Origin of the sequence: Kribbella sp. NPDC049227 (genome assembly GCF_043197265.1) — a bacterium.
Classification (GTDB): Bacteria; Actinomycetota; Actinomycetes; order Propionibacteriales; family Kribbellaceae; genus Kribbella.
Window position 1 is genome coordinate 372,526 of sequence record NZ_JBICST010000002.1, and the last position, 11,740, is coordinate 384,265.

Here is an 11,740-nt window from a genome sequence, read left to right on the forward strand (position 1 = left end):
AGGATGATGTCCTGGTGGATGAGGTTTCGGCGGCCGCGTACGGGCTGTTCGGCCGTGAGGACGCGGTGCGTGCGGTGAGCGACGTGCTGGACCGGGGCGGGAGCGCGGTGGCGATCGGTGATCCCGGGGTCGGCAAGAGCAGTTTGCTGAAGGTCGCGGATCAGCTGGCCCAGCGCCGAGGGCGAAGGGTGCTCTCGCTCGCACCGACGCAGTTCGACCGGGGCCTGCCGTTCGCCGGCCTCGCCGAGCTCATCAGCCAATATCCGCCGGGCTCGGAGCTCACCCTTCCGGCGCCGCAGCGGCGCGCACTCGCGGTGGCTCTGCACCGAGACGAACCAGGCGATCGCGACGCCGATGCCCTGGCGGTCCCGCTGGCGGTCCAGGGGTTGCTGAAGCAGCTCTGCGAGGCCGAGCCGGTGACCCTGATCATCGACGACCTGCAGTGGCTGGACCAGGCGACTGTCGGCAGCCTCGGCTTCGCGCTCCGCCGGATCTCGGTCGAGCCCCAGCGGTTGAGCATCCTGGTCGGGACACGGCCGGATCGAGACGCCGGCGCCGACTTCATCGCCGAGCTGCCCGAGCCGCACCGCGAGCTGTCTCTGCCGGCCTTGGAGGACTGGGCGATCGGCCAGTTGCTGCGCACTCGCCTGGGTGCGCGATGGACTCCGCCGATGAGTGCCGGGGTGGCGCGGGCCAGCAGCGGCAATCCCTACCTTGCGTTGATGATCGCGCAGGCGATGCAGTCAGACGTGTCGAAGTGGCGCTGGAGCGCCCAGAGCGACCACGAGCCGGTCTTCCCGGTACCGCCGAGTCTGGCTGGGCTTCTCGGCGAGAAGGTCATGTTGCTCCCGCGGAACGCGCGCGACGTCCTGCTGCTCGTGTCCGCTGCTGGACGGCTGACGGTCGACAAACTGCGAGCAGTCGTGGACGACGCCGAGATCGAGTCCGCGTTGGAGGCTGCCGCGGACTGGGAGGTGGCGACGGTGGGTGCCGGGTCGGTTGTTGCGTTCACCCATCCGATGCTGGCTTCGGCGATCTACGAGGCCGCCGTACCCGCTGACCGTCGCCGGGCCCATCGCGCTCTCGCGGAACTGCTGGACGACCCGGTCGAGCGTGCCAGGCATCGATCGAAGTCGATCGTCGCCCCCGACAAGGCCGTCGCCGGTGAACTGGAGGACGCCGCGGAGATCTCCCGCGCCCGTGGTGCCCAGCAGCTCGCCGCGGAGCTGCTGGAGGGCGCCGCGTTGGCGACGCCGTCAGGGATGGACACCGCTGATGGCTTCCGTCGCTGGCTTCGGGCCGTAGACAGCTATGTCGATGCCGGCGACGGCCTGTCGGCGCGTGCGGCCTTGGGCAAGGGAGCGGCACTGGCCGAGAGTTCGCAGGACCGAGCCCAGGTCTTGGTACGTCGGTCCCGGCTGGCCGAGGATCTGCGAGAGTCTCGATCCCTGGCTGAGCAGGCATTCCGGATCGCACCGGCGGGGGAGGTCCGCGCCGAGATCCTGCAGACCCTCAGTGAGCGCCACCGCATGGAGGGGCACGGCAGGCTCGCGCTGCGGCTGGCCCGGATGGCGATCGCGGAGGCGGTCGCGGCGGATCGGCCGGACATTCAGCTCGTCGCGCTGTACCAGCGGCAGTCGATCGAGCAGATCTGGGGGATCGACCGGCCCGAACGGACGCTGCGCGAGATGGAGCGGCTGGTCGCTCGTTCGTCCCTCGAAGTGTCGCCGGCGGAATGGGCCGGAGCACGCAGCTTCTATGCGGCCTGGAACGACGGCACAGCCGAGGCGGTGGTCCGCGACGCCATCGTGCAGGCCGTCGAGGCCGGCCGGTACGCCGACCTGTCCAGCCTGTACATCTGGCTGGTTCTCGTCCTGATCCGCGCGTCGAAGGTTCCGCAGGCGCAGGCTGCTCTCGAGGACGCGGACCGCTCGGGTGCGTGGGGCACGGTCGGCTTGCAGGAGAGCATGGCCCGCATCTTGATCAAGGAGTACTCCGGCGACCTGGACGGGGCCCGCGAGTTGGCCCGGCGCGCTGCGGAACGCTCGAGGTCCAGCGGGCTGATGTACTGGCTTGGCGGTTTCCTGGCACAGCTGGGCTTCATCGAGGTCTCCGCCCGGAACTGGTCTGCGGCGCTGGAGTCGTTGCGTGAGCTCGCGGAGATCTTTGCGACCACCAAGATGGTCGACCTGGAGCAGTTGCTGTGGCCCGTCGACTACGCCGACGCCGCGTTGCAGGTCGGCGTACTGGACGAGGTCGAGGTGGCGATCGACCTCCTGCGACGCCAGGGCGCGGCCGGCAGGCCGGAAGCAACAGTCGCCGCGGATCGTTGCCAGGCCTTGTTGGCTGCTGCCCGCGGGGATGTCGACGGGGCGTTGATCGAGCTTCGCAAAGTCGTCGGCAACGCGGGAGCGGAGTGTCCGTTCGAGGCGGCGCGATCCTTGCTGGCGCTTGGGCAGGTCTACCGTCGTGGCGGGCACAGACGCTTGGGGGAGGAGGCCCTGCTCGGCGCAGCGGCGGCTTTCGAGGAGTTGGGCACTCCGCGGTGGGCGGAACGTGCCCGCGCCGAAGCCGAGCGGATCGGGTCGCCCTCGACCACAATGATGCTCACGGCAACCGAACGCCGGGTCGCCGACCTGGTCGGCTCGGGCCACTCCAACCAGGAGGCCGCTGCTCAACTCTTCGTGTCAGTCAAGACCGTGGAAGCCAACCTGACCCGCATCTACCGCAAGCTGTCCGTCCGGTCGCGCACAGAGCTCGCCAACCGACTCCACCAGCTCGATACCGACAGCCTCTGAGCCGCAGCAAGCCTGATGAGCCCGCATCCCTAAGCTGTGTGGACGAGGAACGCGTCCGTCCCGAACAACGCCGGTAGTCGCCACCCCTGCCGACCGAGTGGAATCGAGATGCGTAGCGATGACAGCCGTGTCATCGTCGGGTTCCATGACAGCCAACGACTTCCGTGACGGTGCAGACGAGTCCGATGATGCGCAGGTGGCGGAAGCCATCGCCGCGGAGCAGGAATCGCTGAGTCTGGAGTGCCGTGTCGACCCGGCTCGCCTGCGGCGGTTGCTGGCCCCGGACTTTCATGAGTTCGGCGCATCAGGGGGTGAGCTCGAGTTCGAAGGCACGGCCGAACTCGTTGCGGCGAGCACCGACCCAGGCGGTGAGCCGATTCGGATCCGCGACATGCGTGGCTACCGGTTGGCCGAGGGGCTGGTGATGGTCAAGTACACGTCTGACAACGGCGTACGGCGGTCGAACAGGACCTCGCTCTGGCGCCGAGTCGGCCCGGGACATTGGCAGATCTTCCATCACCAAGGCACACCAACCCAGCCGTGACGTGCAGTCGCCGATGTGCAGTGGGTGTCAGCCTCTGTAGGTCGTCAGGGTGTCGGTCAGGGCTTGCGCGATCGGCGTCGCGTGGACGTGGAGCTTGTTGGCGATCTTGGTGCTGTCGACGATGAACGGTTCCTCGAACAGGTACTGCATTTCGGTGAGTTCTCGGACCGCCGGGTTGAACAGGCCGAGGGCGCGGAGCATCAGCGGTGGCATGGCGCGGAGCTTCGTGCGGGGTTGCCCAGCGTCGTGGTACACGAGGTCGACCAACTCTCGCGTACTGCGTGTGTCCGGGTCGTTCGGTACGTGCCACACCTGGCCGGGCGCATCGGGGTGTTCGCCGAGTACCGCGAGTGCTTCGCCAATGTCGGGGATGTAGGTGTAGGTGTGTGGCTGGTCGGGATCGCCGAGCACGGTTGCGGTCTTTCCGGCCAGGGCGGCGGGGAAGACGCGGTCGCCGAGATTGGATTGCGCGCCACCGCGCGGACCGAAGTAGTCGGAGGCGCGGCCGATCGCGACCTCGACGCGGCCGGCGATGTGGGCGGCGAGGAGTTCGCGGGCCATTCGTCCTCGGAGTTGTCCCTTCTTGGTGTGAGCGTCGTAGGTGCGGTCCTCGGTGAGCGTGCGGCCGGCAGGACGCCCGTACATGTAGACGTTCTCCACACTGACCAGCCGTGCGCCGGAGGCTTCGGCAGCGGTGAGCACACTGGACTGCAGGGCAGGGAACTGCGCCGTCCACTCGGCGTACGGCGGGTTGAGCGTCTGGTAGACGACGCGGGCGCCCTTGGCCACGGCAGTGGTGAAGTCTGGGTCGCGGGCGTCGCCGCCGATGACCTCGATCTCATCGGGCACGCGCGCATGGCCGGAACGGTTGACGAGCCGGGCGGACTCGCCGCGCTGGCGGAGCGCGGCGAGCAGTGCGAGTCCGATCGCGCCCGTACCGAAGATGACGTGCCGCGGTGAGCTCATGCCTTGGTCTCGATCCGTGTCTGCGTCGAACCCGGGCCGGCCTCGGCGCGGTACGGCAGCAGGTAGTGAAGCAGCAGGCCGGACAGGGCGGAGAAGGTCACCGCTCCGTAGGCGCCGAAGATGGTGAACTGGTTTTCTACGCTGATCCCGCCGACGGTGGTGACGGTCCAGCCCAGCGCCCACAGGATCGGTAGGGCGGCGGCCCACAGCCATCGGCGGTGGGTCCGGACAGGTAGGGCGAGTGCCTGTGCCGGGCCGAGGACGATGCCGGTGAGAGCCCCCATGAGGGCGAGTTCGCCCAACGACGTGCCGTACCCGACGATCACGGCGCCGAGGAGGAGCCCTAGGGCCATACCGATCGCGGTGGCCGGAATCCATCGGCGCGGGTCGAGCCGCCGCCGGCTGACCAGCACTTGCCCAGTACCGAGGACGGCACCGGTGACCAAGCCGCCGAGCAACGCAGCGGGGGCGTCGTCCACGCGGCCCGCGGCCAGGTCGCCGGCAATGCCGGCGACGGGAAAGGCGACGAAGCCCGCTGTCCAGAGCAACCAGGTTCGCAGGAAGGCTGGCTGTGATGTTGCGAAATGGGTCATGGTGTTCAACTCCCGAGCGCGGCAACGGCCGGCTGGATTGCGGTGCTTGTGCGCGGTGCCAGAAAGGCACGGACGTGCCCGGTGTTCCTGGCCGAGGGATCTCGGTGCGGGCGGTCGCAGTACGCGATCGGTTGGTCGTCGCTGCGTGTGCAGGATCTCGTGGACTTGCTCTTGGTGAAGTAGCGCCCCGTCACTCGATCAAGGTCGGCTTCGGAAGCCAGGCGGTTGCCACAGCGGTTCCATGCCGTGACTGCTGATTGTGTCCATGCGACCAGCCCCCAGCACGGACACGAAACTGTGGCAACCCCGATGAGTCACTAAGCGCAAGATCTGACCGCGCTGCCCCCAGCATGTGCCTTTCCCGACCTACTGTCTATACAGACCAGCTCAGGCCGTCGACCATGCTCGACGGGTCAGGCGAGGGTGATTAGGCGGGAGCCGTGTGGTGGGACGGACTTGGCGGTCCAGGACTTGTTGGACTTGCCGAGGTTCTGCCGGGCGACGAGGTCGCGGATGTTCCGACTGCCTCTGACGCCGAGTTGGTTCCATGGGACGGTGATGTCGGAAGACTCGTTCCCGAGGTTGTAGACCGCGACTGCCAGGCGGCCGTCGGGTAGCCGCTTCTTCCAGAGCTGCAGCGTTCCGCCGGTGACCTGGGTCGGGATCACGCCGGCCTGGTCGACCGCGATGACTTCGCGATTGGTGAGGATCGACACGGCCTTGTCGTCGATGGCGGAGATGTCGCCGCCGACGTACAGCGGTGAGGATGCCATCGACCAGAACGTCATCACGCTCTGCCGTTCGGTGTCGGTGATACCGTCCTGGATTCCGAGGCCGGTGTTGTTGGAGATCGGCATCGAGTCGAGGTCCGGCCAGTAGTTCGGCTCGACCACGTCGAGCCAGTTCGGCAGGTCTTCCCACCGGTTGTCGACCGAGCTCGTCCAGGTCGACACGGTGTTGCAGTAGCACTCGACGTCGGTGTCGACGCGGACGCTGTTCGCCCATGGCCGCAGGCCTTCGCCGGCGTCCCGCGGTACCGGCCAGGCGCTCGCGGTCAGCCACATCTTGCGGCCGCTCTGGTCGATCGCCTTCGACCAGGCCTCGATGTCCGGGATGTTGTCGGTGGTGACGCCGTCGACCTTGACGAAATCGACGCCCCAGGAGGCGAATCGGTCCGCGATCGAGTCGAAGTACGCCTGCGCGCACGGCTTGGTGAAGTCGATCTTCCAGTCGCCGCCCCACATGTTGGTCGGCGTCAGCGGCATCACGGTGATGTCCTGGGTCGTGCAGTCGGTGCCGATGATCGGGGCGTTCTTGTCGTAGATCGCCTTCTGCAGACCGGCGCCGCCGTACAGTCCGATCTTGAGCCCCTTGCCGTGGATGTAGCGGGCCAGGCTGGCGATGCCGTTGGGGAAGCGCTCCGGGTCGGCCTCGGGGATGCCGTTGGCGTCGGTGCGGAACTGCCAGTCCCAGTTGGCGTTCCAGCCCGCGTCGAGGTTCACGTTCGTGTACCCGGCCCGCTTCAGGTTCGCGGCCATCGAGTCGGCGGTGTCCTTGATGTGTTCCTCGGTGAGCCACTTCGTCCCGTAGTCGGGGTGAGTGGAGGACTGGACACTCCAGCTGCTCCAGCCCATGAACGGCTTGACGCTGAAGTCGCTCTTGGCGAGCGCCGGTGCGCTCGTGGACACCATCGTCGCGGTGAGGACGAGAGGTACGACGGTCGCCAGGGCGAGGGCGCGATGGAGGGGACGAACGGTGGACATGGCGTGGGCACCTTTCGTTGCGGGGCGTGCCGGTACCGTACGGGCCTTAATTGACCCCGTCAAGAATCTAGCGGCCGCCCAGCAGAAGGCTCACGCACTCGCTGACACGTGCAGGGCTTTCGGGTGCGTTGGGCATAGCCGTAGGTGGCGACGGCGAGTCCGAGACCCCAGAGGAGGTACGCGGGCACCGCTACCCAGAAGAAGCTGGTCGGTATGCCGATATCTGCGTAGACCGGTTTGCCTTGGAGAGCGGCCACGGTCATCTGGATCAGGCCGACCCCGAAGTACGCGCTGATACCTATGCCGAGCCCACCGCCGGGCAGTAGCAGCATCCATCGCGGGAACACACGGCCGGGGCGGTAGACCAGCAGCAGCGGCAGCGCGACACCAGCGAGAACGAAGCCTGCCTCGAACAGGATCATCTGCAGGCCCGCGCCGGAGGGGGCAGCGTCGAAGCCGATGGCCGCCTGTGCTGCCAATCGCGTCGCACAACCGGCGACAGCCAGCCAGGCAGCGGCGATCGCCCACTTCGGTGTGGATGTCGGCGTGCGGCGACGATGGCCGCAGCGCGGGCAAGATCGGTCGAGTTGCCGCTGCTGGGACAGCGCCGTACCGGCCAGAAGTGCGGCGCCGGTCAGGCCGCCGAACCGGCTGAGCATGCCGGACAGGTCGAAGGGGATACCCAGTCCGGGCAAGATTCCGGCGACGACGTCCAGGAGCGCCAAGGCGCACGCGGCCGTCCATCCGAGAGCCATCGCGTACGTCGTCACCGTCAGCGCCCGTGTCCGTGCCGGTATCAGGACCACGATCGCGCTGACCACACAAGCAATCACCGACACCCAGCCCGGGACCAGCAAGTCTCCGGTCGGCAGCTTCCACGTTGGTTCGTGGCCGAGGGCGAACCACAGCCGCACGCATCCGTAGGCTGCGGCCCAAACCACGGCCAGCCGCGGGACCCAGGTCATCCAGCGTGGAGCGCCTCGGTCGAGGTCCGATGAGGGCAGGACGGCTGTCATGGTGTGAGCATCGCTGTCGTTGCCTGGCGCCGGATCACCCGTGCGAGTGAACGGCATCCATCCGCGGATTGAGCTCGGCGCGGCCGCCGATCTAGTGGCCGTGGCTCCGGTCGTCAGGCAGCACCGGGAGGGTAGCGGGCGGCTGCGGCCACGGCGGCGGGACCGGCAATGTGGTGACCGAGTTGGTCCCCGGATATTCGCTGCGGCCTGCGAGCCAGGCGAGCAGTTCATGCCCGGCAGCGGCGACCGACGGTCCGCCCGGCGTGATCGTCCAGGTGCGGCCGAGATCGATCGCCTCGGCCGATCCGAGCGGGAAGCGTTGCGCCCTCATCGTCGCCAGTGTGTCGTCGAGAGCCCAGGCCACGTAGGAGGTGGGCCAGTCCCGCGTCCCGTACCCGCGGCCCAGATCGACGTGGTGGGTTTCCAGTTCTCGCAAGCATCGGCACAGGGTGAACCAGGCCGGGTGCGGCCACCCCGCAAGGGCTGTGACCGTGTGACTCCAGGCGTCGGCGGGCATCTCGCCGATCTCCGCCGCGAACTGTTCCAGGCTGACCTGCAAATCGCCGGTGACCTCCGCGGCTGTGGCAGCAGCATCGGGCGGAGCAGTCGTACTCGGCCTGCTGCCCAGCTGTGTGCTGCGCCGGGCCGAACGCAGCAGCCAGGTGTAGGCATCCGCGCTTCGTGCCACATGCAGGAGCACCTGTCCGCGCGACCAGCCTGAAAGCATCGACGGACCACGAATGTCGGCATCGGTCAGAGTGGCCGCCGTCGTGACGAGGCGGATCGCCGATTGGTCCAGTTGGTCGATCAGATCGCTGATCGACGGCCTGGCGGGCCGGGACGTCGTACTCATGGCATGGCCCTCTCGAGCTGATCCATCTCGGCGCGGATGTCGGTGATGGCAATCCCTCCAGGATGATCGCACTGCGCGGACGCGACCTTCATGACCCGGTCAGCGCATCGGCGGCGCTTCGGGGGTGCCGGTTCGTCGGTTGTGGTAGTCCGACAGTTTGGACAGCAGCTCGATCAGCCGCTTGCGCTCCTCGGGTGACAGCGGAGCCAGCAGTTCGTCCTGGGTTTCGGCCAACCGCTTCTCCAGCCGCCGTAGCTGCCGTTTGCCGGCGGCGGTCAGCGAGATGATGTTGCGCCGCCCGTCAGAGGGATCCGGGGCGCGCTCGACCAGCCCGCGATCGGCGAGTTCGTTGATCGTCGCGACCATGTCGCTGAGGTGAATGCCACTACGGCGGCCCAGCGCGGCCTGGCTGGCCGGCCCGTAATCGTCCAGCGTCGCCAGCAGGCGGTAGTGGTAGCCGCGGGCGCCGACGGACGAGAACCCGTCACCCACCAGTCGGTGCGAGTGCTGGGCGGTCAGGCCGAGCAGCCAGCTGGGCAGGCCCTCCCACCGGGCGGGCGTCTCGTCGGATGGCTTCTCCACGCGACAAGTCTAGCGAATCGTTAGGGCGACCAACGACCGTGATATCGTTTGGACGTCTAACGTTAGTCGTCCTAACGTTTATGGGACGAATGAACCTCCGGGAGTTGACACGATGATCAAGCCCTTCCACATCAAGATCCCTCAGGCCGACCTCGACGACCTGGCCGACCGGCTCGCCCGCACGCGTTGGCCGAACGAGGTCGCCGATGCCGGATGGGACTACGGGTTCCCGCTGGCCCGGCTCAAGGAGCTGGCCGAGTACTGGCGCACCGGTTACGACTGGCGTGAGCACGAGGCCAGGCTCAACGAGCTTCCGCACTTCACCACCGAGATCGATGGCCAGAACATCCACTTCGTCCACGTCCGGTCGTCGAACCCGGACGCGCTCGCGCTGATCCTCACCCACGGCTGGCCAGGTTCGTTCCTGGAGTTCCTCGAAGTGATCGAGCCGCTGTCGCGCGACTTCCACCTGGTGATTCCGTCCATCCCCGGCTTCGGATTCTCCGGGCCGACCCACGAGCGCGGCTGGGACGCGGTCCGGGTCGCCCGGGCCTGGGCGGAGTTGATGCGCCGCCTGGGGTACGAGCGCTATGGCGCGCAGGGCGGTGACTTCGGCGCGGGCATCTCCATCGCGCTCGGCGCGGTGGCGCCCGACCAGGTCGTCGGAGTGCACGTCAACTACCTGCCGACCCGGCCGGACCCCGACGTCGAGGTGTCCGCAGCGGATGAGGCCCGACTGGACAAAGTCAGACAACTGATGGCGAATCGTCCGCCCTTCCAGGCTCTGCTTGCGCTCACCCCGCAGACCATCGGCTACGCGCTGACCGACTCGCCGGTCGGTCAGCTGGTCTGGATCGCCGAGCGCTTCGCACAGTGGACCGACCCCGCCACGCCGGTCAGCGACGATCAGATGCTGACCGACATCTCGCTGTACTGGCTGACCGCCACCGCGGCCTCATCGGGCCGGTTCCACCACGACGCCCCTCGAGGGAGCCAACAGCCGTGCCGGGTGCCGCTCGGCGTGGCGGTGTTCGCCCACGACATCACACAGTCGGTACGACCGCTGGCCGAGCGGCTGTACGACGTCAGGCGCTGGTCGGAGTTCGAGCGCGGAGGACATTTCGCCGCGATGGAGGTGCCCGAGCTGCTCGCCGAGGACGTCCGGGCGTTCTTCTGTGCCCGCATCAAGGACGACGCCGGGCGATGACGAGCAGCGGTGGCCGGCGGCGCACCTGTCCGGATGGTGGCTCGGCGTTGGCATTGCCGCGTCAGCTCGTGATGGGGTTGTCGGCGGGTTCCCCGGCCGTCAAGGGGATGTTCCGACTGTGAGGTCACCGGCCGGACCGTGGCCGGGGAAACCCACCAGAGCTGCGGTCACGGTCGGGCGAGGTCGAGGGCCAGGGCGGCGGTCCAGCTGAAGGAGCGGGCGCCGTGTGGCTGACCTGTGAAGGGGTCGACGTACTCGGCGAAGGTTGTCGCGTCGGCGAGGGTCAGTAGGTCGGTTCGGAGCGCTGCGGCGGACTCGGTCTGGTCTAGTTGGACCAGGCCGCGGTGGATCAGCCAGGCGGTGTTGAACCAGCTGGGTCCTCGCCAGTAGCGGCCGGGGTCGAAGTCGTTGGCGGTCAGGTCGTAGCTGGGTACGAGCCGTACCTCGCCGAGCCGGAAGCGTGGGCCGCGCGCGGTCGCGAGGAGGGTGTCGGCGACGGGCAGTCCGGGGATCATGAGTGGGATCAGGCCGGCCACGGTGTCGGACGCGATGAGGTCGCCCGAGACCAGGTCGTGGGGCCGGAACATTCCCGCCGTGAACAGCCGCTCGACCAGTGCGTCGGTGAGCTCTGCGGCGTGCCGGCGATGGGGTGCCGGGTCGTGGCCGAGCGTCGCGGCGATGTCGGCCAGTGCATGTTCGGAGCAGATCAGCAGCGCGTTGAAGCAGGGGTCTTCGACAGCGAAGGCGTGGGGTCTCTCCCGGTCGTCGTACCCGTGGTCGCGGTACGTCGCGGCGAGCTGGACGTAGCGCCCGTAGTCCAGGTCGGTGGGGCGGTCGGCATCGGCGGCGTGGTCGGTGTCGCGCCGGGTGAACGACCCGGCGGGCGCGGGCGTGATCCGCGCGAGTGGCGTGTCCCAGGCAGGGCTGTTGTCCATCCCGGACTCCCACGGGTGGACGATCGCGACGAGTCCGCCCGGACCGAGGGTACGGCGCTCGCGCAGGTAGTCGTGCCACGCCACCAGGCCCGGGTAGACCCGCTGCAGGAATCCCGGATCCGCCGGGTCGGCCTGGTGGGTGAGCCAGGCGGCCAGGGCGTGGATCGGCGGCTGGACGATGCCCGAGGTCTCGGTGCCGTTGGCCAGTCGCGCCCGCCAGAAGTCCGGGCCCGGGAAGTAGGCGTCGCGGGGGACACTCGGCGCGAACGCGATGTGCGGGATCCGGCCGTCGGGCCATTGGGCCCGCAGCAGCGACTCCAGTTCGGTCCGGGCGCGGCCGACGGACACGTGCCGCAGCCCGATCGCGATGAACGCCGAATCCCAGCTCCACTGGTGCGGATAGAGCGATCGCGACGGAACCGTCGACTGCCCGATCCAGTTCTGCTCCAGGACACGCACCGCGTCGTCTCTCATCAAACTCCC

At 68.2% G+C, this 11,740-nt stretch carries 10 protein-coding genes; 3 read left to right on the top strand and 7 right to left on the bottom strand.

Annotation, left to right across the window (positions count from 1 at the left end; genetic code table 11):
- Positions 1–14: 14 nt before the first annotated feature.
- Together ACGFH6_RS08540 and ACGFH6_RS08545 are read left to right on the top strand one after the other, a co-directional pair.
- Positions 15–2,798, top strand: coding sequence for an AAA family ATPase (locus ACGFH6_RS08540; RefSeq protein WP_393381721.1), 2,784 nt, complete (start codon positions 15–17; stop codon positions 2,796–2,798).
- Between the two features lie 145 nt (positions 2,799–2,943).
- Positions 2,944–3,342 carry a DUF4440 domain-containing protein gene (locus ACGFH6_RS08545; RefSeq protein ID WP_393381723.1) on the top strand — a complete coding sequence of 133 codons (399 nt, stop codon included), beginning with the start codon at positions 2,944–2,946 and terminating at the stop codon, positions 3,340–3,342.
- A 27-nt stretch (positions 3,343–3,369) separates the two neighbouring features.
- Here the strand turns inward: ACGFH6_RS08545 and ACGFH6_RS08550 are convergent, their stop codons facing one another.
- The 6 genes from ACGFH6_RS08550 to ACGFH6_RS08575 all read right to left on the bottom strand — a co-directional run bounded on the left by ACGFH6_RS08550 (position 3,370) and on the right by ACGFH6_RS08575 (position 9,115).
- A complete protein-coding gene (locus ACGFH6_RS08550) occupies positions 3,370–4,308 on the bottom strand; it encodes an NAD-dependent epimerase/dehydratase family protein (protein ID WP_393381724.1) in 939 nt (312 codons plus the stop codon).
- Positions 4,305–4,901 carry a hypothetical protein gene (locus tag ACGFH6_RS08555; RefSeq protein ID WP_393381726.1) on the bottom strand — a complete coding sequence of 199 codons (597 nt, stop codon included), beginning with the start codon at positions 4,899–4,901 and terminating at the stop codon, positions 4,305–4,307. Before ACGFH6_RS08555 ends, ACGFH6_RS08550 begins: the two co-directional genes overlap by 4 nt.
- Before the next feature lie 413 nt (positions 4,902–5,314).
- Entirely contained in the window at positions 5,315–6,664 is a 1,350-nt protein-coding gene (locus ACGFH6_RS08560; RefSeq protein WP_393381727.1) for a glycoside hydrolase family 27 protein, read from the bottom strand.
- Positions 6,665–6,723: 59 nt separating this feature from the next.
- Positions 6,724–7,680, bottom strand: coding sequence for a hypothetical protein (locus ACGFH6_RS08565; RefSeq protein ID WP_393381729.1), 957 nt, complete (start codon positions 7,678–7,680; stop codon positions 6,724–6,726).
- A 91-nt stretch (positions 7,681–7,771) separates the two neighbouring features.
- Positions 7,772–8,533, bottom strand: coding sequence for a maleylpyruvate isomerase family mycothiol-dependent enzyme (locus tag ACGFH6_RS08570; protein WP_393381731.1), 762 nt, complete (start codon positions 8,531–8,533; stop codon positions 7,772–7,774).
- Between the two features lie 99 nt (positions 8,534–8,632).
- Positions 8,633–9,115 carry a MarR family winged helix-turn-helix transcriptional regulator gene (locus ACGFH6_RS08575; protein ID WP_393381732.1) on the bottom strand — a complete coding sequence of 161 codons (483 nt, stop codon included), beginning with the start codon at positions 9,113–9,115 and terminating at the stop codon, positions 8,633–8,635.
- Between the two features lie 112 nt (positions 9,116–9,227).
- Here ACGFH6_RS08575 and ACGFH6_RS08580 point away from each other — a divergent pair, with 112 nt between their 5' ends.
- Entirely contained in the window at positions 9,228–10,322 is a 1,095-nt protein-coding gene (locus tag ACGFH6_RS08580; protein ID WP_393381734.1) for an epoxide hydrolase family protein, read from the top strand.
- Between the two features lie 167 nt (positions 10,323–10,489).
- Here ACGFH6_RS08580 and ACGFH6_RS08585 read toward each other — a convergent pair whose 3' ends face one another.
- Positions 10,490–11,731, bottom strand: a complete 1,242-nt coding sequence (locus tag ACGFH6_RS08585; protein WP_393381735.1) for a hypothetical protein — start codon at positions 11,729–11,731, stop codon at positions 10,490–10,492.
- Positions 11,732–11,740: the final 9 nt, after the last annotated feature.

Coding starts and splice junctions, on each gene's coding strand:
- ACGFH6_RS08560 (WP_393381727.1), bottom strand. CDS start 6,664: ATGTCCACCGTTCGTCCCCTCCATCGCGCCCTCGCCCTGGCGACCGTC.
- ACGFH6_RS08555 (WP_393381726.1), bottom strand. CDS start 4,901: ATGACCCATTTCGCAACATCACAGCCAGCCTTCCTGCGAACCTGGTTG.
- ACGFH6_RS08580 (WP_393381734.1), top strand. CDS start 9,228: ATGATCAAGCCCTTCCACATCAAGATCCCTCAGGCCGACCTCGACGAC.
- ACGFH6_RS08550 (WP_393381724.1), bottom strand. CDS start 4,308: ATGAGCTCACCGCGGCACGTCATCTTCGGTACGGGCGCGATCGGACTC.
- ACGFH6_RS08570 (WP_393381731.1), bottom strand. CDS start 8,533: ATGAGTACGACGTCCCGGCCCGCCAGGCCGTCGATCAGCGATCTGATC.
- ACGFH6_RS08545 (WP_393381723.1), top strand. CDS start 2,944: ATGACAGCCAACGACTTCCGTGACGGTGCAGACGAGTCCGATGATGCG.
- ACGFH6_RS08565 (WP_393381729.1), bottom strand. CDS start 7,680: ATGACAGCCGTCCTGCCCTCATCGGACCTCGACCGAGGCGCTCCACGC.
- ACGFH6_RS08585 (WP_393381735.1), bottom strand. CDS start 11,731: ATGAGAGACGACGCGGTGCGTGTCCTGGAGCAGAACTGGATCGGGCAG.